This is a genomic window from Agromyces sp. GXS1127 (genome assembly GCF_050565425.1).
Lineage (GTDB): Bacteria > Actinomycetota > Actinomycetes > Actinomycetales > Microbacteriaceae > Agromyces.
Genome location: NZ_JBOCIG010000002.1, coordinates 517899 through 538995, shown reverse-complemented (window position 1 = coordinate 538995; position 21097 = coordinate 517899). Strand labels below are relative to the sequence as shown.

Sequence of the window (21097 nt, the reverse complement as noted above, 5' to 3'; positions counted from 1 at the left end):
CGCAGAATCGTGCGCGTGAACCGGGTCCGCCCGACGGAATGCTCCATCGTCACGCCGGCCGCCCACTCGGCGGAGGCCCAGCCGGCTCCGCGTAGGCTGGCTCGGATGCCCACCACCGAATCGATCCCGACCTTCCGCCTGCCCGCCTCGACCGCCGACGGGGTGGCGATGCGACGCATGCACGACGACGAGGCGTCGCGCGTCGGTCGGCTGGTGCGCGACGCCTACGCCGGTGACTACGAGCTGACCGACGCCTACCTCGACGAGATCGAGGCCGTCGGCGAGCGTGCGCGCGAGCACGAGGTGTGGGTCGCCGCCGACACCGCCGACGGTGAGCTCCTCGGCACCGTCACCGTCCCGCGCGCCGGTCGGCGGATGTCGGCCGTCGCGCGGCATGAGGACGAGCTCGACTTCCGGTTCCTTGGCGTCTCGGCGGCCGCGCGCGGGCGCGGCGTCGGCGAGGCCATGGTGCGGCACGTCCTCGCGCTCGCCGCGAGCCGCGGCATCCGTCGCGTCGTGCTCAACACGGGCGAGCAGATGCGCCCGGCCCGCCGGCTCTACGAGCGGATGGGCTTCGAGCGGATCGAGGACCGGGAGTTCACGTTCGAGCGGCCGGACGGCACGCCGGTGCACATCCTCGCGTACGGCATCGACGTGCCCGGGGGCAGCGGCTTGCCGACCGTCGCCACCGCGCCGGCAGCCTGACGCCGACGGCCGAGCCGGCGCCGGAGGGTCCGCAGGTCGACCTCGCCGAGTCGGTCACCGAGGCGTGGCGCGTGCACGCGCCGAAGTACCTGCGCGCCGACTACGATGCCGGTGCAGGCGCGGAGAAGGCGGAACGGCCGCGCGGACTCAGCGACCTCCGCGACGGCTCGTGATCTGGCCCGTGTCGAAGCCGAGCAGGTGCAGGCCGCCGTGGAAGCGGGCGTGCTCGACCTTGATGCAGCGGTCCATGACGACCGTGAGGCCCTGTTCCTCGCCGGAGTACGCGGCTTGCTCGTTCCAGATGCCGAGCTGCACCCAGATGGTCTTCGCGCCCGACGCGACGACCTCGTCGACGACCGACGGGATGTCGCTGCCACGACGGAACACCACGACGATGTCGGGCACCTCGGGCAGGTCCTTCAGGCTCGCGTACGCCGGCTCGCCGAGGATCTCGGTCTCGTTCGGGTTCACGAAGTAGACGCGGTAGTCGCTCGACTGCTGGAGGTAGGTGCCGACGAAGTAGCTGGAGCGCTGCGGCTTCGGGGAGGCGCCGACGATCGCGACCGACTTCGCCGCGTTCAGGATGCGGAGGCGCGCCCTGGCGTCGGGCCCGATCCACGTGCGCTGCGACTTCAGCAGCTTCGCCAGCGGCGAGGTCGCGGGGAGTTCGCACGAGAGCCCGTTGACGAGGCGGACGGTCTCGACGTCGGACGCCCCGGCATCCGTCGACGCGCTCTCGGCGCCGGATGCGGTGGTCGTCTCGATCGCGGTGCTCATCGGTCTGCTCCGATCGTCGCGCCGGCCAGTACCAGGCCCTGCGTCGCCGCGGCGAGCGCCTGGTCGAGGTCGGCGATGATGTCCTCCACATCCTCGATGCCGACCGAGAGGCGCACGACCCCCGGCAGCACGCCCGCGTCGACGAGCTGCTGATCGGTGAGCTGCGCGTGCGTGGTCGACGCGGGGTGGATGATGAGCGTCTTCGCATCGCCGATGTTGGCGAGGTGCGAGGCGAGGTTCACGTTCTCGATGAGCTTCTGGCCGACCTCGCGGCCGCCCTTGACCTCGAAGCTGAAGACCGAACCCGGGCCCTTCGGCAGGTACTTCGCCGCACGCTCGAAGTGCGGGTGGTCGGGCAGGCCGGCCCAGAACACGCGCTCGATGCGGGGGTCGGCGTCGAGCCACTCGGCGACCTGCCGCGCGTTGTCGATGTGGGCCTGGACGCGGTACGGCAGGGTCTCGACGCCCTGCGCGAGCAGGAACGCCGAGTGCGGCGCGAGGGCCGGGCCGATGTCGCGCAGCTGCTCGGCGCGGAGGCGCGTCAGGAACGCGTACTCGCCGAAGTTGCCCGACCACTGCAGCCCGCCGTAGCTCGGCACCGGCTCGCCGAACAGCGGGAACTTCTCGGAGTGCCAGTCGAACCGCCCCGACTCGACGACCACGCCGCCGAGCGTCGTGCCGTGCCCGCCGAGGAACTTCGTCGCCGAGTGCGTGACGAGGTCGGCGCCCCACTCGATCGGGCGGTTGAGGTAGGGGGTCGCGATCGTCGAGTCGACGATCAGCGGGATGCCGTGCGCGTGGGCGACGTCGGCGAGGCCCTCGAGGTCGGCGATCTCGCCCGACGGGTTCGCGATCGTCTCGACGAAGATCGCCTTCGTGCGCTCCGTGATCGCGGGCGCGTAGTCCGCCGGGTCGGACGAGCGGACGAAGGTCGTCTCGATGCCGAAGCGGCGGAGCGTGACATCCAGCTGGGTGATCGAGCCGCCGTAGAGGTTGGCGGAGGCGACGATGTGGTCGCCCGTCCCGGCGAGGCTCGCGAAGGTGATGTACTGCGCCGACAGGCCGCTCGCGGTCGCGACCGCGCCGAGGCCGCCCTCGAGGCTCGCGACGCGCTCCTCGAACGCCGCGACCGTGGGGTTCGCCAGGCGCGAGTAGATGTTGCCGTACTTCTGCAGCGCGAAACGCGCCGCCGCATCGGCCGTGTCGTCGAAGACGAACGCGCTCGACTGGTAGATGGGGAGCGCCCGGGCGCCCGCCTCGGCGTCGGGGATGTTGCCCGCGTGGATGGCGCGGGTCTTGAAGCCGTATTCGCGGTCTGCCATGGGGACACGGTAGTCCGGCCGGCCGCGGCATCCGCTCGCGCCCGTAACGCAGGGCAACGGATGCCGCGGCCGCACCGTCAGGCGATCGTGAAGACCAGGTGCGGCACCGAGACCCGGAAGGCACCGCTCTCCGCGTCGAGCCGCACCGACCCGCTCGTCGCGACCCATTCCGTCAGGAGCTCGACCTCGATGAGGACGGACGCCTGTGCGGGCACCGCGAAACCGGAACCCTGCAGGAACTCGTTGAACGCGAGCGACGCGCTGTCGTCGCCGCCGAAGAAGCCGCCCGTCGCGCCGGCGTCGGCGATGACGCGGTCCTGCACGATCGCATGGATCGACGAGTCCCACATCGCGTGCATCGTCGTGCGGGCGCGGACCGTCGCCCGCGCCTCCGACCCGCCGATGAACCACGCCGCGACGCCGTTCCACTCGGCGTCGACCGCGAGGTGCGCGTTGACGACGAGTCGTGCGCCGCCGTTCATGACGATCGGCTGGGTGCGCGGGTTCCGCCAGAGCGTGAAGAAGCTGAGCCGGCCCGTGCCGCCGCCGGTCAGCGCCGTCGCGGAGCTGTCCATCCGGTAGCGCGCCCAGCTGTCGAGCGAGGCCACCTCGGAGTCGACCACGACTCCGGCGTCCGCGAAGCTCCGGATGAACGTGACGCGGTCGATGATCACGTTCATCGGGTCCGCGGGGAACGTCAGGTGCGGGGTGAGCTCGGCGAGGCGCCGGGCGATCCCGTCGGACGCCTCGACCGCGCGCCGATGCGCCGCGACCGCGCGCTCGCGGCGTGCGTCCGACCGATCCGACGCCAGCGCGTCGAGGCGCTCGACGTCGAGTCCGCCCGCGGCGAGCTCCCGGGTCGCGAGATCCGCGACCTCGCGCTCGGCCGCGGCGCGGTCCGCGAGGGCATCGGCGTCGCGCAGCACCGATGGCGCTCGCTCGGCCGACAGCTCGGCGAGCGTCTCGGCCCGCCGCCGATCGTCGTCCTCCAGATTCCCCTGCCCGTACACGTCCATGTCCGACGCCTCCCCCCGACGTCGCCGTCACCGGGCGGTGCCGTCGACGAGGCCGATGCTAGACCTGCGCCGGTCCGGCGTCCATGGCTGCGGTGCCGGGGCGCCGGGGCGCGCCGGTGCGAGGGGATCGTCAGCCGCCCAGCACGTCGTCGGTCGAGCCCACGCGGGCGAATCCGCCGCCGTCGAGGTTCACCGCGGTCGCGCGCGCGAGCTCCGCGGCGCTGAGGCGGATGCCGCCGGGGCCCGCCATCTCGAAGGTGTGCGTCGCGTCGATCGGCAGCACGACGTCGTAGCCGAGGTTGCCCGCCATGCGGGCGGTGGTCTCCACGCACTGGTTGGTCTGGATGCCGCAGACGACGAGCTGCCGGATGCCGCGCTCGCCGAGCCAGGCGTGCAGGTCGGGGTCGCCGTAGAACGCCGAGTTGACGTTCTTCGTGACGAACAGGTCGTGCGGGGCGTCGGCGACGACCGGCTTCAGGGCGTTGCCCGGGGCGCCTGCGGCGAGCGGGGAGCCGGGCTCGCGCGAGTCGTGGCGGACGAGCACGATCGGCCGCGAGGCATCCGCCCACGCCTGGACCAGGCGACCGATGTTCGCCTCGGCGTCGGGGTTGTCGCGCTCGCCGAAGTAGTCGCGGTCGTCGAAGCCCTGCTGCACGTCGATCACGATGAGGGCGGCGGTGTCGTCGAGGTCCATGGGTCCATCGTGGCGTCGGTCGCCTGCGTGCTCGGCCCCGTCGGCTGCCGATCTTGCGCGAACACCTGCCACGCTCGGCGCGGGTAGCGTGGGGCGGGTGATCCTCGAGCACGCGATCCTGCCCGTCGTCCCCGGCCGCGAGGCCGCCTTCGAAGACGCGTTCGCCGAGGCGCGGCCGATCATCTCGTCGATGCCGGGCTTCGTCGACCTCACGCTCTCGCGCTCGGTCGAGACGCCGAACGAGTACCTCCTGCTCGTGCACTGGGAGCGGCTCGAGGACCACGACCCCGGCTTCCGCGGGTCGGCCGGGTACGCGCGCTGGCGCGAGCTGCTGCACGGGTTCTACGAGCCGTTCCCGATGGTCGAGCACTTCCGCGAGACCATTGCGACGGAGGCGTCGCGATGAGCGGTGTCACGCACGTCGAGACGGTCGTCGTCGGCGGCGGCGCGATGGGCGCCGCGACCGCGTGGCAGATCGCGCGACGCGGACGTGACGTCGCCCTGCTCGAACGGTACGAGCCCGGCCACCGCAACGGCGCGTCGCACGGAGCCTCGCGGAACTTCAACGTCGGATACAGCGATCCCGCGTACGTCGCGATGCTCGTCGAGGCGCTGCCGCTCTGGCGCGAGCTCGAGGCGGAGTCGGGGACGCCGCTGCTCGACCTCGTCGGCGTCGCGAACCACGGCCCGGCCGCGCACTTCGACGCCGTGCACGCGGCCCTCACCGGGGCCGGCGTTCCGGCCGAGTTCCTGCCGGTCGAGGAGGCGTCCCGACGCTGGCCCGGCATCCGGTTCGACACCCGGGTGCTGTTCAACGAGCGCGCGGGCCGGGTGAACGCGGATGCCACGATCGCGGCGCTCCACGCGACGGCCGTGGCCGGCGGGGCCGATGTGCGGCACCGCACCCGGGCCATGCGCATCGAGCCGCTCGGCGAGGATCGCGTGCGCGTGGCATCCGTCACCGATGCCGGGGTCGAGGAGGTCATCGAGGCTCGCACCGCGGTCGTCACGCTCGGCGCCTGGACCACGAAGTTCGTCGGCGGACTCGCGCTGCCGTCGCTCGTGGTCACCCAGGAGCAGCCGGCGCACTTCGCGGTGCGCGACGAGTCCGTGCCATGGCCGAGCTACAACCACTTCCCGGGCGCGGCGGCCGACGGATACGGCTACTGGCGCTCGCCCGTGTACGGCATGCTGACTCCCGGCGAGGGCGTGAAGGCCGGATGGCACGGGGTCGGTCCCGTCGTCGATCCCGACGCACGCGACTTCCTGCCCGTGCCCGACCAGCTCGCCGACCTGCAGCACTACGCGCGCGACTGGCTGCCCGGCGTCGACGCCGACGCGGTGACGCCGATCAGCTGCACCTACACGACCACGCCCGACGAGCACTTCGTGCTCGACCGCATCGGGCCGATCGTCGTCGGCGCGGGGTTCTCGGGGCACGGCTTCAAGTTCACGCCGGTCGTCGGGCGGATCCTCGCCGACCTCGCCGACGGGTCGGGGCCGGCGCCGCGGCGGTTCGCGGCCGACCGCGTCGCGACGGCCGGCGGCTCGCCGACCGGGCTCGCCGGGCGCTGATCGCCGCCGTCCGGCCATGCCGGCCGCCGGGCGTCGCGCCGGGCTCGACCCTCGTCCGCTTCACCGGAGAATCGGCGGCTCACAGGACGGATTCGCGCGATCGGACCCGTACATCGTGGAATCTCCTGTTCTCGAGTGGGTGGGCGTCGCGCTCTGCACAGGGGCTGATCAGGGCCCGCTGCTAGCCTCGTCCTGGTCGCCCGACGGCGACCCCGGACGAGGGAACCCAGTACCCGGAACGCGACAAGACTGGCCGAAGGAGTGCCGTCATGTCGTGGATCGTCCTCATCGTCTCCGGTGTGCTCGAGGCCGTCTGGGCCACCGCCCTCGGGAAGTCCGAGGGGTTCACCAGGCTCTGGCCGTCGGTCGTGTTCGGCGTCGCGCTCGTCCTCTCGATGGGCGGGCTCGCGTGGGCCATGCGCGGCATCCCGGTCGGCACCGCGTATGCGGTGTGGGTCGGCATCGGCGCGGCGCTCACGGTCATCTGGGCCATGGTCACCGGCGAGACGGATGTCTCGTGGGCGCGCCTCGCGCTCATCGTGGGCCTCGTGGGCTGCGTCGTCGGGCTGAAGCTCGTCGACGGCGGTGCCGGCCACTAGTCGCGCGCCGCGTGCGACCGCGTCAGGCGTCGCGATCCGCGTCCCAAGTGCCCCGCGAACCGCGACGCCGCCGCCCGTGAGCCGCACCGCTGCCCGAGAAGTCGCAGATGCACGGCCGCACCGTGCATCAGCGACTTCTCGGCGATTGACGAGCGGCGCCATTCGGCGAGGCCCCGCCCGCGCTGTGCCCGGTGGGCGGTGCTCGCGGCGCGGGCACGCGGCATCGGCGCGTGTAAAGAATGCTTGACACGGTGTCGAGAATGTTCGACACTGGCCATGTCAAACATTCTTCACATCGGAGGAAGAGGAAGCGGATGTCGTACGAGGAGAAGGGCACGTGGTCGTTCCTCGTGGTCACGATCGTGGTCTACGGGGTCTACCTGTGGCTCGTGCTCGCGCAGCTCGCCGCGGGCACGCCGGTCGACGAGGTCGACTACGTGGCGCCGATGCTCTGGACCATCGGCGGCGCGATCGTCGCCGGCATCGTCGGGCGGGTCCTGCTCGAGATCCTCACGCCGAGTGAGAGCCGCCGCGCCGACGTGCGCGACAAGCAGATCGACCGGGCCGGGGAGCAGGTGGGCAACTCGCTCATCGTGATCGCGGGCATCGGCGCGCTGATCCTCGCGATGCTCCAGGTGCACTGGTTCTGGATCGCCAACACCATCTACCTCGGCTTCGTGCTGGCCGGCATCCTCTCGAGTCTCGCCAAGCTCGGCATGTACCACCGGGGGCTGCCCGAATGGTGAAGCCCACTCGCGTCACGAACGACATCCGTTCGCTGCGCTTCCGCCACGGCGAGATGACGCAGGCCGAGCTCGCGGAGCGGCTCGGCGTCACCCGCCAGACCGTCATCGCCATCGAGCAGGGCCGCTACTCGCCGTCGCTCGAGATGGCCTTCCAGATCGCTCGGGTGTTCGGGGTGCCGCTCGACGACGTCTTCCAGTACCCCCATCAGGAGGAGACGGGATCATGAGCGCAGGCACGATGCGTGCGGTGGTGCAGAACGGCTACGGCGGCCCCGAGCTGCTGGCCGTCGCCGATGTCCCGGAGCCGGGCCCGCCCGGCCCGGGTCGGGTCGCGATCGCGGTGCACGCCGCGGGCGTCCACGCGGGCGATGTGTGGATCATGCGCGGCGAGCCGTTCGTGCTGCGCGCCGCGTTCGGCTGGAAGCGCCCGAAGAAGCCGGTCGGGCGCGACATCGTCGGGATCGTCAGGGCGGTGGGCGACGGCGTCACGTCCCTCGCGGTCGGCGACCGTGTCTTCGCGGAGTCCGACCAGGCCGGATTCGCAGAGACCGCCGTCGTCGACGCGCGCTTCGTGCGAGGCGCGCCCGCGAATCTCGACGACGCGCACGCCGCGGTCATCCCGGTCTCCGGGACGACCGCGCTGCAGGCGCTCCGACTCGCCGACGTGCGGCCCGGCGACCGGGTACTCGTCATCGGCGCGTCGGGCGGCGTCGGCACATACGCGGTGCAGCTCGCGGTCGCGATGGGGGCGACGGTCACCGGCGTCGCGAGCGGCGCCAAGGCCGACCACGTGCGCGCGGCCGGCGCGAGCCGCGTCATCGACCACCGCACCGAGGACGTCACGGCCGACGGCGCGACGTACGACGTCGTGATCGACCTCGTCGCCGCGCAGTCGCTCGGCGCCCTCACGCGCATCCTCGCGCCGCGCGGCACCCTCGTGCTGTCCGCCGGCACCGGTTCGCGCACGTTCGGGCCGATCCCGCGGCTCGTCGCCGCGACCTTCCGGTCGCCCTTCACCGGGCGCAGACTGAAGCCGCTCGCGGCACGGCGCAGCGGTGACGACCTCGACGCGCTCCGCGCGTACGCCGAGGCGGGCGACCTGCGTCCCGTCGTCGACGAGGTGTTCCCCTTCGACCGGGCTCCCGAGGCGTTCGCGCGGCTCGCCTCGGGCAGGGTCCGCGGCAAGGTCGCCATCCGCGTGCGTGGCGGCGACGGCGAGACGGATGCCGCGGCGAGCGCGGCCTCGGATGCCGGCGCGGCGGGCGGCGGCGCGGGTCCTCAGCCGGACTGATGCGTCCAGCGGGGTGGTGCGGCGCGGGCTCGGCGGCGCGGCACCGCCCCGCACCCGGGCGCGCTCGGCGGCCGCGATCCCGGCTCAGCCCAGCAGCACCGCGCCGTACGCGAGGGCCGCGACGAGGACCCACGACACGAGCCCGGTCACGAGCGAGCGCCATCCGGTGTGCAGCAGGGCCGCGACGCGGATCGACGCGCCGAGCGCGAAGAGCGCCATCGCGAGGAGGGTCGTCTGCACGACGTCCGCAGCCTCGAGCACCGCCTCGGGCACGGGCAGGAACGTGCGGACGAGCACCGCGGCGAGGAAGCCGACGATGAAGAGCGGCACGATCGCGGGGCGGGGGCCGGAGGCATCCGTCGCCCGTCGCCGCTCGACGCCCGCCGCGAGGGCGACCATGGGTGCGAGCAGCAGCACGCGCGTGAGCTTCACGACGACGGCCACCGCGAGCGCCGACGCGCCGGCGATCTGGGCGGTGGCGACGACCTGCCCGACGTCGTGCACGCCCGCACCGACCCAGTGCCCGAACCCCGTGGACGACAGGCCGAGCGGATGCCACAGCGCCGGCAGCACGGCGATGGCGAGCGTTCCGCAGAGCGTCACGAGCGCGACCGGGCGCGCCTGCTCGTCGTCGCGGGCGCGCACGGTGGCGGCCATGGCGCCGATCGCGGAGGCGCCGCAGATCGCGAAGCCGCTGGCGACGAGGAGCGGCTCGTGCCCCGGCAGGCGCATCGCGCGGCCGAGCGCGATCGTGCCGAGGAAGGTGAGGACGACGACCGCGACGGTCGTGGCGATCGTGATCCAGCCGAGCCCGGCGATGTCGGCCAGGCTGAGCTTCAGCCCGAGGAGGACGATGCCGGTGCGCAGCAGCGTGCGCGCCGAGAAGCCGAGCCCGGGACGGAGGGCGCCGTCGAGTGCGGGACGCAGCGCCGGCACCTGCCCCACGACGATGCCCGCTGCGACGGCGACCGTGAGCAGCGGCACCGCCGGAACGGCGAGGTGGACGAGCCACGCGACGGCGGCGGCCGTCGCGGTGACGGCGAGTCCCGCCATCCGCCCGTCCCATCGACGGCCGGAGCCGCCGGCCGCAGCGCCGGCCGCCGCGCTCGCCGGGCCGCCGGCCGCCGCGCTCGCCGGGTCGTCGGCCGCCGCGCTCGCCGGGTCGTCGGCCGACGCGCCCGCCGGGTCGTCGGCGCCCGTGCCGCTCCCGCTCATCCCCATCCCGGCAGCCAGAAGTGCAGCTGACGGAAGTCGGGCGTCACGGGCATCGCCGTCCAGAGCGGCAGGAAGAAGATCGACACCGCGACCGCGACGCCGAGGAACACCGCGACGGTTCCGATGCCCTGCTGGCGGCGCCACCGCGGATCGTCGGGCCGGCCCAGGACGATCCCGATGACCGCGGCGAGCGCGAGCAGCAGGTAGGGCTCGTAGGCGATCGTGTAGAACTGGAACACCGTGCGGTTCAGGTACATCAGCCACGGCAGGTACCCGGCGGCGACGCCGACGAGGATCGCACCCGACGTCCACTCCCGGTACCGCGCGAAACGGTAGACGAGGTACGCAGCCGCGAGGGTCGCCGCCCACCAGATGATCGGGTTCGGGATGCCCATGATCGAGGACCAGCACTCGGCCTGGCCGCACCCGCCCGACCCGTCGGTCGTCGAGGCGAAGTACATGTTCGTCGGGCGCCATGCGATCGGCCAGGTCAGCGGATTCGCCTGCCACGGGTGGGGCGAGGCGACGCCGACGTGGTAGCCGTAGGCGGCCTGGTGGTAATGCCAGAGGCTCTGCAGCGAGGTCGGCACCCACGCCCAGAACCCGGTCGCCGCGTTGCCGGGCTCGTCGGCCCACCCGCGGTAGTAGCCGCCGTCGGTGACGAGCCAGCCGGTCCACGAGGCGAGGTACACGAGCCCGGCCACGGGCACCAGGAGGACGAAGGTCGCCGGCGCCTGCTTCACCAGCGAGCCCTCGACCCAGAAGCCGAGTCCGGCGCGGCGGCGCGCCATCGCATCGACGAGGACGAGGTACAGGCCGAACGCGGCGATGAAGTACAGTCCCGACCACTTCACCGCGGTGGCCGCCCCGAAGGCCGCGCCGGCGGCGATCACCCACGGTCGCGCCCAGATCACCGGGCCCCAGTGCGGATCTCCACCCGACGCGCGCAGCGCCGCGACGCGCTCGCGCAGCCTCGACTCGGTCCCCTCCCGGTCGAGGAGCACGAACCAGAAGCCGATCAGGCAGAAGAGCATGAGCCACGTGTCGAGGAGCGCCACGCGGCTCATCACGATGGCGTTGCCGTCGATCGCGAGGAGGAGGCCGGCGATCACCGCGACGAGGGTGGAACGGAAGAGGCGCCGGCCGACCATGGTCATGGCGAACACGGCGATCGTCCCGGCGAGCGCCGTCGACGCCCGCCACCAGAACGCGCTGTCGGCGCCGAACAGCGCCATCCCGAGCCCGATCATCCACTTGCCGAGCGGGGGGTGCACGACATAGGCCGGGTCGTCGGAGAAGACGTCGGTGTCGCCGCGCGCGAAGTCCTCGTTCGCCCCCTCCGGCCAGGCCGACTCGTAGCCGTTGGCGAGGAGGGTCCACGCGTCCTTCACGTAATAGGTCTCGTCGAAGACGATCTCCTGCGGGTGCCCGAGGTTCCAGAACCGCAGGACGGCGGCGAGGAGGGTGACCGCGATCGGCCCGCCCCAGGTCCAGAGGGCGCGCCGGCGGGGCGTTCGCAGCAGGTTCGCGGCCCACGCGTCGAGGCGGCTGCCGATCGGCTGCCGCGGCACGGTCGACGACGTGCCGGATGGCTCGGGCTCGCCGTGCGCGCCCGCGGTGCGAGCGTTCTCGTGCGGAGCTCGGTCCCCCTCGGACCGGACGGAGATCGCCTCCGCCGGGACGGCGAACGCGCCGGGCCGGACGCCGGTCGCGTCGTGCGGGGCCCGGGTCGCCTCGTGCTCGCCGCGCGCGCCGGCGTCGACCCCGTGGAGACCCATGCGCTCCACTGTAATCGGGCGCCTCGGGGCGCCCGTGCGCCAGACTGGACCGGTGATCATCCTCGCGGCGACGCCCATCGGCAACCTCGGCGACGCGTCGACCCGGCTCCGGCAGGCGCTCGAGGACGCCGACCTCATCGCCTCCGAGGACACGCGCGTCACGCAGCGCCTGCTCGCCGCCCTCGGCATCGCGAACCGGCCGCGCCTCATCGCCCTGCACGAGCACAACGAGCGCGCCCGTGCGGGCGACCTCGTCGAGCTCGCCCGCGACGGCGACCTGCTCGTGCTGAGCGACGCGGGCATGCCGACCGTGTCCGACCCCGGCTTCCCGCTCGTGCAGGCCGCGGTCGCCGCGGGCGTCGACGTCACCGCGATCCCCGGTCCGAGCGCGGTCGTCACCGCGCTCGCCGTGTCGGGCCTGCCGACCGACCGGTTCGCGTTCGAGGGCTTCCTGCCGCGCAAGGCGGGGGAGCGAGGCCGCCGGCTCGCGGAACTCGCCGGCGACCGGCGCACGCTCGTCTTCTTCGAGGCGCCCTCGCGCCTGGCCGCGAGCCTCGGAGCCCTGGCCGAGGCCTTCGGGGCCGATCGGCCCGCGGCGGTGTGCCGCGAACTGACGAAGCTGCACGAGGAGGTGCGTCGCGGCCCGCTGGGCGAGCTCGCGGAGTGGGCCGGGTCCGGCGTGCGCGGTGAGATCTGCGTGGTGGTCGGCGGGGCTGCGGAGGCACCCGTCGCCGACCTCGACGAGGCGGTGGCCAGGGTGGTCGCGCTCGCGGCATCCGGCACCCGGTTGAAGGATGCCGCGGCGCTCGTCGCCGGCGAGACCGGACTCGGAAGGCGCGACCTCTACGAGGCGGCGCTCGCGGCCCGCGCCGGCGGCTGACCAGAAGGTCTTCCCTCGCTCAACTCGATGCATTCGCATGCATCGAAGTCACAGGTCGTTCCCATCCGGCTCCCACCGACCGGGCGCACCATGAAGGCATCGGTCACACCACGGGGGGTGGGAACCATGGGCAAGTCAGTCGTGTTCGAGCGGTTCGGCGGGCCGGAGGTGCTGGAGGTCGTCGACGTCGACGTCCCGCGACCCGGACCGGGCGAAGTCCTCGTCGAGGTCTTCGCAAGCGGCATCTCACCGGTGGAGTCGGCCGTTCGGCGTGGTGATCACCGGGATCGCTGGCCGGTCGAGTTCCCCTCGGGCCAGGGGCGGGACCTCGCGGGCGTCGTCGACGCGGTCGGCGAGGGCGTGACCCGGTTCCGACGGGGCGACGAGGTCATGGGGTACGTCCGCCGCGGTGCACAGGCCACGCACGTCGCGGTGCCCGAGTCCCAGCTGATCCCGAAGCCGGTCTCGCTCTCGTGGGAGATCGCCGGTTCGCTCTACGTGGCCGGGACGACCGCGCTCGGCGCGGTCGACGGCCTGAACCTCGGCCCGCGCGACCTGGTGGTGGTGACGGCGGCGGCGGGGGGCATCGGCTGCCTCGCGGCGCAACTCGCCCGGGCGCGCGGCGCCGCGGTGATCGGCACGACCGCCGAGTCGCGGTTCGACTTCGTGCGGCAGTTCGGCATCGAGCCGCTGGCCTACGGGCCCGACCTCGCGGTGCGCATCCGGAAGATCACCGACCGGCCCGTCACGGCGTTCCTCGACTTCCTCGGTGGGCAGGCCGCCGAGGCTGCCGAGCTCGAGGTGCCGGCGTCGCGCATCTTCACCACGACGGACTGGGGTGCCGTCGAGGACGACGACGCCGTGAAGCTCTGGGCCGGCGACACGATCGCGCTGCGCCGCATCGCGCAGCTCGTCGCGGACCGCCAGCTGCGACTGCCGATCGCGGACGTGTTCCCCCTCGCCGACATCGCGGACGCCTATCGCCAGCTGGACCACCGCGATTCGGCGGGGAAGATCGTCATCGGCATGAAGGTCGTCGAGTACCCCGGCCAGAAGGTGCGCCCGGCGGGCCTGCGTGAACAGGACCTCACCATCGGCGTGCCGACCCCGCACGAGCGCATGCAGGTCGAGGAGCAGGTCCCGCCGGTGATCGCCGACGGACGGGCGCGCCAGCGCCGTGCGAACGGGCACCCCGCACCGGACGTCGTCGCGCAGGGCGCGGCGAGGGACCGATGAGGCCGGCCGGCGGCGCCCGGGCGGCGGCGACCCCGCGGGCGGCGGCCATCCCCCGGGCGTAGCCCGCACCCGCGCGCCCGTAGGATTGTCGGCATGGCCGACGCCTCCTCGTTCTACATCACGACCCCCATCTTCTACGTCAACGACGTGCCCCACATCGGGCACGCGTACACGGAGGTGGCCGCCGACGTGCTCGCGCGGTGGAACCGCCAGGCGGGGCGCGACACGTGGATGCTCACCGGCACCGACGAGCACGGCCAGAAGATCCTCCGCACCGCGACCGCGAACGGCGTGAGCCCGCAGGAGTGGGCCGACAAGCTCGTCGCCGAGGCGTGGAAGCCGCTGCTCGACACCGTCGACGTCGCCAACGACGACTTCATCCGCACGACCGACGAGCGCCACGAGCGCAACGTCCAGCGCTTCCTGCAGAAGCTCTACGACGACGGGCACATCTACACCGGCGAGTACGAGGGCTACTACTGCGTCGGCTGCGAGGAGTACAAGCAGCAGTCCGAGCTGGTGGACGGCACGGGCGAGTACGAGGGGCAGCTCGTCTGCGCCATCCACTCGAAGCCGGTCGAGCTGCTGCACGAGAAGAACTACTTCTTCCGCATGTCGGCCTTCGCCGACGAACTGCTCGCCCTCTACGAGGAGCGGCCCGACTTCGTGCAGCCCGAGTCGGCGCGCAACGAGGTCGTGAGCTTCGTGCGTCGAGGCCTGGAGGACCTGTCGATCTCCCGGTCGACGTTCGACTGGGGCGTGAAGGTCCCGTGGGACGAGACGCACGTCGTCTACGTCTGGTTCGACGCGCTGCTCAACTACATCACCGCGACCGGGTACGGCCAGGACGACGCGGAGTTCGCCCGCCGTTGGCCCGCGCAGCACATCGTCGGCAAGGACATCCTCCGCTTCCACGCCGTCATCTGGCCGGCCATGCTCATGGCCGCCGGGCTCGACGTGCCGAAGGGCGTGTTCGGCCACGGCTGGCTGCTCGTCGGCGGCGAGAAGATGTCGAAGTCGAAGCTCACGGGCATCGCGCCGTCGCAGATCACCGACACGTTCGGCTCCGACGCCTTCCGCTACTACTTCCTCTCGGCGATCTCGTTCGGCCAGGACGGCTCGTTCTCGTGGGAGGACCTGGCTGCCCGCTACCAGGCCGAGCTCGCCAACGGCTTCGGCAACCTCGCCTCGCGCGTCATCGCCATGATCGGCCGGTACTGCGGCGGCGAGGTGCCCACGGGCACCGAAGCGGCACGCACCGAGGCCGACGAGGCGATCCGGCGCATCGAGGCCGAGGCGACGGATGCCGCGTGGCAGGCGATCGAGCGGCTGCAGATCCACGAGGCGATCGCCGCGACGTGGACGCTCGTCGACGCGCTGAACGGCTACATCACCGAGCAGGAGCCGTGGGCGCTCGCGAAGGACGAGACGAAGCGCGCGCGCCTCGAGGCCGTGCTCGAGACCGCCTACCACGGCGTCGGCACGCTCGCCGTGCTGCTCTCGCCCGTGCTGCCGAAGGCCACCGCGAAGCTCTGGACCGCGCTCGGCGCGCCCGGCACCGTGCAGGAGCAGCGCATCGACCGCGCCCACGAGTGGAGCGTCGGCACGCACACCTCGGCGCTCGAGCCGCTCTTCCCGCGCGTGGAGGCGACCGAGTGACGGCTGGCGCCGAGCACCTGCGCACGAGGTCCGACGGCGGTCGCGCCGCCGAGTATCCGCCGCCGCCCGAGCCGCTCGCGGTGCCCGTCTACGACAACCACACGCACCTCGAGATCGCCGACGGAACGCTGCCGCTCACCGCGCACGAGCACCTGGAGCGCGCGGCATCCGTCGGAGTCGCCGGTGCCGTCCAGGTCGGCACGGATGTCGCGACCAGCCGCTGGTCGGCCGAGATCGCCGCGCGCGAGCCGCGCCTGCTGGCCGCGGTGGCGCTGCACCCGAACGAGGCGCCCGAGCTCGACGCTCGCGGCGAGCTCGATGCAGCGATCGCCGTGATCGACGGGCTGGCCGCGCAGCCGCGGGTGCGGGCCGTCGGCGAGACGGGGCTCGACTTCTACCGCACCGGCGACGACGGCCGCGACGCGCAGTTCCGCTCGTTCGAGGCGCACATCGACATCGCGAAGCGGCACGGCATCGCGCTGCAGATCCACGACCGCGACGCGCACGACGAGGTCGTGTCGACGCTGCGCCGCGTCGGCGCGCCCGAGACGACGATCTTCCACTGCTTCTCCGGCGGCGAGGACCTCGCGCGGCTCGCCGGCGACGCCGGCTGGTACTGCTCGTTCGCGGGGAACGTGACGTTCAAGAACGCCGAGAACCTGCGCGAGGCGCTGCGCGTCGTGCCGCGCGACCGGATCCTCGTCGAGACCGATGCGCCGTACCTCACGCCCGTGCCGCTCCGTGGCCGGCCGAACGCGCCCTACCTCGTGCCGCACACCGTGCGGTTCCTGGCCGAGGTGCTCGGCGCCGACCTCGACGAGCTGTGCGCCCGGGTCGCCGCGAACACCGAACGCGCGTACGGCTCCTGGGCCGACGGCCTCGAGGCGGGTTCCGCGTGACGCGGCGCGCCGCGCGCGCCGGCGCCGCCGGCTGCCGCAGCATCGGGAGGGTGCGGGGGAGCAGGGCGTGAACGCGCATCGGCACGAGGCCGACGGCGGCGGCGCCGCCACGCCGCGCCTGCTCGGCCCGGCCGAGATCCGCGACCTCGCCGAACTCCTCGACGTCACGCCGACCAAGAAGCTCGGACAGAACTTCGTGCACGACGCCAACACGGTTCGGCGCATCGTGCAGGCGGCGGGGGTGCAGCGCGGCGAGACCGTGCTCGAGATCGGACCGGGGCTGGGATCGCTCACGCTCGGCCTCCTCGAATCCGGAGCCGAGGTGATCGCGGTCGAGATCGACCAGCGGCTGGCCGCACAGCTGCCGCACACCGTCTCCGTCATGCAGCCCGGCACCTCGCTCACGGTCGTCCGCGAGGACGCGCTGCGCGTGACCGAGCTCCCCGGCGAGCCGACGCGGCTCGTCGCGAACCTGCCCTACAACGTCTCCGTCCCGGTGCTGCTGCACCTGCTCGAGCATTTCCCGTCGCTCATCTCGGGCATCGTCATGGTGCAGGCCGAGGTCGGGCACCGGATCGCCGCCGAGCCCGGCTCGAAGGTCTACGGCGCACCGAGCGTGAAGGCCGCCTGGTACGGCGACTGGCGCACGGCGGGACAGGTATCGCGCATGGTGTTCTGGCCCGTGCCCAACGTCGACTCCGTGCTCGTCGGCTTCGAGCGTGGCGCCGCACCCGGCGATCCGCCCGGCACGGAGGCCGAGCGCACGGCCGTGTTCGCGATCGTCGACGCCGCGTTCCAGCAGCGACGCAAGATGCTCCGCCAGTCGCTCTCCGGCGTGCTCGGCGGCTCGGCCGCCGAGGCGACCGCCGTGCTCCAGGCTGCGGGCGTCGACCCGCAGGCGCGCGGCGAGCAGCTGACCGTCGAGGACTTCCTGCGGATCGCCCGCGCCGCGGCATCCGTCGACTGACACGGCGGCCGGGGTCGGCGCCACCCCTCGCGCGGCCACCGACCCGGCGGTACCGTGTCGGCATGGGCGAGGCCAGCGTGGGATCCAGCCGGGACGGCGTCGGCGACGCCTCGGTCCGCGAGGCGACCGGTCGCGACCGCGTCGAGTGGTTCGACCTGCTCGACGAGGCCGGCGCCGGCGAGTGGACGCACGCCGCGACGGCCGCGTGGCTCGCGGGGGAGCAGGGCGTCGACCCCTGGTGGTCCCAGCACCTGACGGTCGCGTACGAGCAGTCGCGCGGCATCCGATCGCCCGGCCAGCGACAGGACGGTTCGTTCGAGGCGAGCGTGTCGCGCACCGTGGCGCTCGACGCCGTGGCGGCGCTGCACGCGCTCGTCGAGGTCGTCGCCGTCGAGCTCGACGCGCAGCCGCTCGCGCGGAACACCACGGCCAGGAACCCCACGGCCCGGTTCCCGCTCGACGGCGGCGAATTCGTGCTCGCCGGATCGAGCCCGCGCGGTGCGGGACGGTCGTCGATCTCGCTGACGTGGGGACGGATGCCCGACGGTTCGCGCGTCGCCGAGGTGAAGCGGAGCATGCGCGACTGGCTCTCCCGCGTCGGCTAGCGTGGTCCCATGGTGTTCCCGGCGACCGATGCGGCCGTGCACGTCCGAGCCCCCGGGAAGATCAACCTCTTCATGCGGGTCGGCGCACTCGACGACGACGGCTACCACGACGTCGCGACCGCGTACCAGGCCGTGTCGCTCTACGAGGACATCCGGGCGTGGCCCGACGACGAGTTCTCCGTGGCGTTCGCCGGGTCGGTCGACACGACGGGTCTGCCGACGGATGCCTCGAACCTCGCGATCCGCGCCGCGAAGCTGCTCGCCCGCCACGCGGGCGTCCCCGGCGGCGTGCGCCTCGAGATCGACAAGCACGTGCCCATCGCCGGCGGCATGGGCGGCGGCTCCGCGGATGCCGCGGGCGCGCTCGTCGCCTGCGACGCGCTCTGGGGCACGGCGCTGCCCAAGGAGGAGCTGCACGCGCTCGCCGCGTCGCTCGGCGCCGACGTGCCGTTCGCGCTCACGGGCGGCACCGCGATCGGCACCGGCCGCGGCGACCGGCTGAGTCCCGCGCTCGCCACCGGCTCGTTCCACTGGGTGCTCGCGATCGCCGACTACGGGCTCTCGACGCCCGCCGTCTACGGCGAACTCGACCGACGTCGCGAGGCCGGCCTGGAGGCCGAGTGGCGCGACGGGCACCACGGCGCGTGGAGCGCCCTCGACTCGCCGACCGTCGACGCCGCGGTGCTGCACGCGCTGCGAGCCGGCGACCCGCGCCGGCTCGCCGCGGCGTTGCACAACGACCTGCAGGCCGCCGCCGTCGGGCTGGCTGGGCGCCTCGCGAGCGTGCTCGACCTCGGCGAGGAGAACGGCGCACTCGCCGGGATCGTCTCCGGGTCCGGGCCGACCGTCGCGTTCCTCGTCGACGACGCCGACGGCGCACTCGAGCTCCAGGTCGCGCTGTCGGCCGCGGGCCTCACGGCGCTGCACGTGCACGGGCCCGTGCACGGGGCGCGCGTGCTGCCCTTCTGACGCGAGGCCCTCGCACTGCCGGGCGCCCCGCGGGGCCGCGGGACCTCGAGGCGCGCCTTCGCGCCCGTCGCGGTCGAAAGGATGCCGATCGCGTCCTCGACGATCAGTAGGGTTGACCGCGACATGGCACACCTCCTCGGCGCCGAGCGCCTGCACCTCGAGTTCCCCACGCGCGTCGTCTTCGACGAGGTCACCCTCGGCATCGACGAGGGGGATCGCATCGGCATCGTCGGGCGCAACGGCGACGGGAAGTCGACGCTGCTGAAGCTGCTCGCGGGGCGGCTCGAGCCCGACGGCGGGCGCGTGACCGTGCGGCGCGGCGTGCGCATCGGCGTGCTCGACCAGGCGGACGCCATCGACCCCGCCCTGACGGTCGCCGACGCCGTCGTCGGCGGCATCGAGGAGCACGTGTGGGCGGGCGACGCGAAGGTGCGCGACGTGATCGCCGGCCTCCTCGCCGACGTGCCGTGGCACGGCCGCGTGGGCGACCTGTCGGGCGGCCAGCGCCGGCGGGTGGGGCTCGCGGCGCTCCTCGTGGGCGACTGGGACGTGCTGTTCCTCGACGAGCCGACGAACCACCTCGACGTCGAGGGCATCGCCTGGCTCGCGCGGCACGTGAAGGGCCGCTGGGCCGCGAGCGACGGCGCGCTCGTCGTCGTCACGCACGACCGCTGGTTCCTCGACGAGGTGTGCACCGCCACGTGGGAGGTGCACGACCGCATCGTCGAGCCCTTCGAGGGCGGCTATGCCGCGTACGTGCTGCAGCGGGTCGAGCGCGACCGGATGGCCGCGGCATCCGAGGCCAAGCGCCAGAACCTCATGCGGAAGGAGCTGGCGTGGCTCCGCCGCGGGGCGCCCGCGCGCACCAGCAAGCCGAAGTTCCGCATCGAGGCCGCGAACCAGCTCATCGAGAACGAGCCGCCCGTCCGCAACCCGATCGAGCTCAACCGCCTCGCGGTGTCGCGGCTCGGCAAGGACGTCGTCGATCTGCTCGACGTCACCGTCGAGTATCCGGTGCGGGATGCCGCGCCCGGCGCGCCGGCGACCCGGGCCGTGCTGCACGAGCTCGAGTGGCGCATCGCGCCCGGCGAACGGACCGGCATCCTCGGCGTGAACGGCGCCGGCAAGTCGACGCTGCTGAAGCTCGTCACGGGCGAGGTGCAGCCGACGACCGGCCGGGTCAAGCGCGGCACGACCGTGAAGATCGCCGTGCTCAGCCAGGAGCTGGCCGAGCTCGCCGACTGGGCCGACGAGCGCGTGAGCGCGGTCGTCGCCGCACAGAAGACGAGCTACGTCTTCGGCTCGGGGTCGAAGGCCGTCGAGCTCACGCCCGGCCAGCTCCTCGAGCGGCTCGGATTCACGAGCCAGCAGCTCGCGACGCCCGTGAAGGACCTCTCGGGCGGCCAGAAGCGGCGGCTGCAGCTCCTGCTGATCCTGCTGCAGGAGCCGAACGTGCTGATCCTCGACGAGCCGACGAACGACCTCGACACCGACATGCTCGCCGCGATCGAGGACCTGCTCGACGCGTGGCCCGGCACGCTGCTCGTCGTGAGCCACGACCGGTACCTCGTCGAGCGGGTGACCGACCGTCAGGTCGCGATCCTCGACGGGCACCTGCGCGACCTGCCGCGCGGGGTCGAGCAGTACCTCGAGCTGCGGCGGGCGGGTCTCGACACGCGCTCGGCTTCGCCGGGTGCTCCTCGACCACCGGAGGCGACCGTTGGTCGAGTCGCAGCCGAAGGCAGCGTATCGAGACCCGCCCCCGCCCTCACGGGTGCCGATCGCCGCGCGGCCGAGAAGGAGCTCTCGTCGATCGACCGGAAGCTCGAGAGGCTGCAGACGCAGATCGCCGAGCAGCACGAGCGGATGGCACGCCACGACCAGTCCGACTACGTCGGGCTCGGCGCCCTCGGCGACGAACTGCGGTCACTCGAAGACTCCGTCGCCGAGCTCGAGACGCGTTGGCTCGAAGTATCCGAGCAACTCGAGGGTTGAGATCGCAGGATCTGTGACGATCGATGACCATGTGGTCATTCGGGCGCAGATCCTTCGCTTACCGTTGAGATGCGCCCGCGAACGCGGCAACGAGGCCCCACCGCCACCAGCGGTGGGGTTCGTCATGTCCGAGGCACCACCGCCACCAGCATCCGATCGCGCGCGCCGA

21 protein-coding genes and 1 riboswitch are annotated in these 21097 nt (G+C 73.0%); of the genes, 15 read left to right on the top strand and 6 right to left on the bottom strand.

Annotated elements, in window-relative coordinates:
- The first annotated feature begins 105 nt into the window (after window positions 1-105).
- Window positions 106-705 (top strand): GNAT family N-acetyltransferase, encoded by a 600-nt coding sequence (locus tag ACQ393_RS05465; RefSeq protein ID WP_430645789.1) that lies wholly within the window; start codon window positions 106-108, stop codon window positions 703-705.
- A gap of 147 nt (window positions 706-852) precedes the next feature.
- Here ACQ393_RS05465 and ACQ393_RS05460 read toward each other — a convergent pair whose 3' ends face one another.
- From ACQ393_RS05460 to ACQ393_RS05445, 4 genes are all read right to left on the bottom strand, one after another.
- Window positions 853-1353 (bottom strand): CoA-binding protein, encoded by a 501-nt coding sequence (locus ACQ393_RS05460; protein WP_430645824.1) that lies wholly within the window; start codon window positions 1351-1353, stop codon window positions 853-855.
- 125 nt (window positions 1354-1478) lie between these two features.
- Window positions 1479-2804 (bottom strand): O-acetylhomoserine aminocarboxypropyltransferase/cysteine synthase family protein, encoded by a 1326-nt coding sequence (locus tag ACQ393_RS05455; RefSeq protein ID WP_430645788.1) that lies wholly within the window; start codon window positions 2802-2804, stop codon window positions 1479-1481.
- A gap of 77 nt (window positions 2805-2881) precedes the next feature.
- Complete coding sequence (locus ACQ393_RS05450; RefSeq protein WP_430645787.1) at window positions 2882-3820, bottom strand: hypothetical protein; 939 nt, start codon at window positions 3818-3820, stop codon at window positions 2882-2884.
- A gap of 130 nt (window positions 3821-3950) precedes the next feature.
- Entirely contained in the window at window positions 3951-4514 is a 564-nt protein-coding gene (locus tag ACQ393_RS05445; protein WP_430645786.1) for a cysteine hydrolase family protein, read from the bottom strand.
- Between the two features lie 97 nt (window positions 4515-4611).
- Here ACQ393_RS05445 and ACQ393_RS05440 point away from each other — a divergent pair, with 97 nt between their 5' ends.
- The 6 genes from ACQ393_RS05440 to ACQ393_RS05415 all read left to right on the top strand — a co-directional run bounded on the left by ACQ393_RS05440 (window position 4612) and on the right by ACQ393_RS05415 (window position 8725).
- Window positions 4612-4920 carry an antibiotic biosynthesis monooxygenase family protein gene (locus ACQ393_RS05440; protein WP_430645785.1) on the top strand — a complete coding sequence of 103 codons (309 nt, stop codon included), beginning with the start codon at window positions 4612-4614 and terminating at the stop codon, window positions 4918-4920.
- The gene (locus ACQ393_RS05435) at window positions 4917-6089 is read left to right on the top strand and encodes an FAD-dependent oxidoreductase (RefSeq protein WP_430645784.1); all 1173 of its coding nucleotides are present in this window, start codon (window positions 4917-4919) and stop codon (window positions 6087-6089) included. The genes ACQ393_RS05440 and ACQ393_RS05435 overlap by 4 nt, the downstream gene beginning before the upstream one ends.
- Window positions 6090-6280: 191 nt before the next feature.
- Window positions 6281-6347, top strand: a riboswitch (guanidine-III (ykkC-III) riboswitch).
- An 11-nt stretch (window positions 6348-6358) separates the two neighbouring features.
- Window positions 6359-6688, top strand: a complete 330-nt coding sequence (locus ACQ393_RS05430; RefSeq protein WP_430645783.1) for a DMT family transporter — start codon at window positions 6359-6361, stop codon at window positions 6686-6688.
- A gap of 314 nt (window positions 6689-7002) precedes the next feature.
- Window positions 7003-7434, top strand: a complete 432-nt coding sequence (locus tag ACQ393_RS05425; protein ID WP_430645782.1) for a hypothetical protein — start codon at window positions 7003-7005, stop codon at window positions 7432-7434.
- Window positions 7428-7661, top strand: a complete 234-nt coding sequence (locus tag ACQ393_RS05420; RefSeq protein ID WP_430645781.1) for a helix-turn-helix transcriptional regulator — start codon at window positions 7428-7430, stop codon at window positions 7659-7661. Before ACQ393_RS05425 ends, ACQ393_RS05420 begins: the two co-directional genes overlap by 7 nt.
- Window positions 7658-8725, top strand: coding sequence for an NAD(P)-dependent alcohol dehydrogenase (locus ACQ393_RS05415; RefSeq protein WP_430645780.1), 1068 nt, complete (start codon window positions 7658-7660; stop codon window positions 8723-8725). Before ACQ393_RS05420 ends, ACQ393_RS05415 begins: the two co-directional genes overlap by 4 nt.
- A gap of 84 nt (window positions 8726-8809) precedes the next feature.
- On the opposite strand, the gene ACQ393_RS05410 is transcribed toward ACQ393_RS05415, so the two are convergent.
- A complete protein-coding gene (locus ACQ393_RS05410; RefSeq protein ID WP_430645823.1) occupies window positions 8810-9778 on the bottom strand; it encodes a YeiH family protein in 969 nt (322 codons plus the stop codon).
- Window positions 9779-9936: 158 nt separating this feature from the next.
- The gene (locus ACQ393_RS05405) at window positions 9937-11718 is read right to left on the bottom strand and encodes a dolichyl-phosphate-mannose--protein mannosyltransferase (RefSeq protein WP_430645779.1); all 1782 of its coding nucleotides are present in this window, start codon (window positions 11716-11718) and stop codon (window positions 9937-9939) included.
- Between the two features lie 52 nt (window positions 11719-11770).
- On the opposite strand from ACQ393_RS05405, the gene rsmI reads away from it, so the two are divergent.
- The 8 genes from rsmI (at window position 11771) to ACQ393_RS05365 (ending at window position 20928) form a co-directional block, all read left to right on the top strand.
- Window positions 11771-12598: a 16S rRNA (cytidine(1402)-2'-O)-methyltransferase gene (rsmI, locus tag ACQ393_RS05400; RefSeq protein ID WP_430645778.1), complete on the top strand. Its 828-nt coding sequence runs from the start codon at window positions 11771-11773 to the stop codon at window positions 12596-12598.
- A gap of 126 nt (window positions 12599-12724) precedes the next feature.
- Window positions 12725-13834, top strand: coding sequence for an NADP-dependent oxidoreductase (locus tag ACQ393_RS05395; protein WP_430645777.1), 1110 nt, complete (start codon window positions 12725-12727; stop codon window positions 13832-13834).
- A 93-nt stretch (window positions 13835-13927) separates the two neighbouring features.
- On the top strand, window positions 13928-15493 hold the full coding sequence (gene metG, locus ACQ393_RS05390; protein ID WP_430645776.1) for a methionine--tRNA ligase: 1566 nt from the start codon (window positions 13928-13930) through the stop codon (window positions 15491-15493).
- Window positions 15490-16392 carry a TatD family hydrolase gene (locus ACQ393_RS05385; protein WP_430645775.1) on the top strand — a complete coding sequence of 301 codons (903 nt, stop codon included), beginning with the start codon at window positions 15490-15492 and terminating at the stop codon, window positions 16390-16392. The genes metG and ACQ393_RS05385 overlap by 4 nt, the downstream gene beginning before the upstream one ends.
- Before the next feature lie 67 nt (window positions 16393-16459).
- Entirely contained in the window at window positions 16460-17359 is a 900-nt protein-coding gene (gene rsmA / locus ACQ393_RS05380) for a 16S rRNA (adenine(1518)-N(6)/adenine(1519)-N(6))-dimethyltransferase RsmA (RefSeq protein ID WP_430645774.1), read from the top strand.
- A 62-nt stretch (window positions 17360-17421) separates the two neighbouring features.
- Entirely contained in the window at window positions 17422-17964 is a 543-nt protein-coding gene (locus ACQ393_RS05375; RefSeq protein WP_430645773.1) for a hypothetical protein, read from the top strand.
- A gap of 9 nt (window positions 17965-17973) precedes the next feature.
- Window positions 17974-18933 (top strand): 4-(cytidine 5'-diphospho)-2-C-methyl-D-erythritol kinase, encoded by a 960-nt coding sequence (locus tag ACQ393_RS05370; RefSeq protein ID WP_430645772.1) that lies wholly within the window; start codon window positions 17974-17976, stop codon window positions 18931-18933.
- A gap of 123 nt (window positions 18934-19056) precedes the next feature.
- Entirely contained in the window at window positions 19057-20928 is a 1872-nt protein-coding gene (locus ACQ393_RS05365) for an ABC-F family ATP-binding cassette domain-containing protein (RefSeq protein ID WP_430645771.1), read from the top strand.
- Window positions 20929-21097: the final 169 nt, after the last annotated feature.

Coding starts and splice junctions, on each gene's coding strand:
- ACQ393_RS05465 (WP_430645789.1), top strand. CDS start 106: ATGCCCACCACCGAATCGATCCCGACCTTCCGCCTGCCCGCCTCGACC.
- ACQ393_RS05455 (WP_430645788.1), bottom strand. CDS start 2,804: ATGGCAGACCGCGAATACGGCTTCAAGACCCGCGCCATCCACGCGGGC.
- ACQ393_RS05450 (WP_430645787.1), bottom strand. CDS start 3,820: ATGGACGTGTACGGGCAGGGGAATCTGGAGGACGACGATCGGCGGCGG.
- ACQ393_RS05445 (WP_430645786.1), bottom strand. CDS start 4,514: ATGGACCTCGACGACACCGCCGCCCTCATCGTGATCGACGTGCAGCAG.
- ACQ393_RS05435 (WP_430645784.1), top strand. CDS start 4,917: ATGAGCGGTGTCACGCACGTCGAGACGGTCGTCGTCGGCGGCGGCGCG.
- ACQ393_RS05430 (WP_430645783.1), top strand. CDS start 6,359: ATGTCGTGGATCGTCCTCATCGTCTCCGGTGTGCTCGAGGCCGTCTGG.
- ACQ393_RS05425 (WP_430645782.1), top strand. CDS start 7,003: ATGTCGTACGAGGAGAAGGGCACGTGGTCGTTCCTCGTGGTCACGATC.
- ACQ393_RS05420 (WP_430645781.1), top strand. CDS start 7,428: ATGGTGAAGCCCACTCGCGTCACGAACGACATCCGTTCGCTGCGCTTC.
- ACQ393_RS05415 (WP_430645780.1), top strand. CDS start 7,658: ATGAGCGCAGGCACGATGCGTGCGGTGGTGCAGAACGGCTACGGCGGC.
- ACQ393_RS05410 (WP_430645823.1), bottom strand. CDS start 9,778: ATGGCGGGACTCGCCGTCACCGCGACGGCCGCCGCCGTCGCGTGGCTC.
- ACQ393_RS05405 (WP_430645779.1), bottom strand. CDS start 11,718: ATGGGTCTCCACGGGGTCGACGCCGGCGCGCGCGGCGAGCACGAGGCG.
- ACQ393_RS05395 (WP_430645777.1), top strand. CDS start 12,725: ATGGGCAAGTCAGTCGTGTTCGAGCGGTTCGGCGGGCCGGAGGTGCTG.
- metG (WP_430645776.1), top strand. CDS start 13,928: ATGGCCGACGCCTCCTCGTTCTACATCACGACCCCCATCTTCTACGTC.
- ACQ393_RS05375 (WP_430645773.1), top strand. CDS start 17,422: ATGGGCGAGGCCAGCGTGGGATCCAGCCGGGACGGCGTCGGCGACGCC.
- ACQ393_RS05370 (WP_430645772.1), top strand. CDS start 17,974: ATGGTGTTCCCGGCGACCGATGCGGCCGTGCACGTCCGAGCCCCCGGG.
- ACQ393_RS05365 (WP_430645771.1), top strand. CDS start 19,057: ATGGCACACCTCCTCGGCGCCGAGCGCCTGCACCTCGAGTTCCCCACG.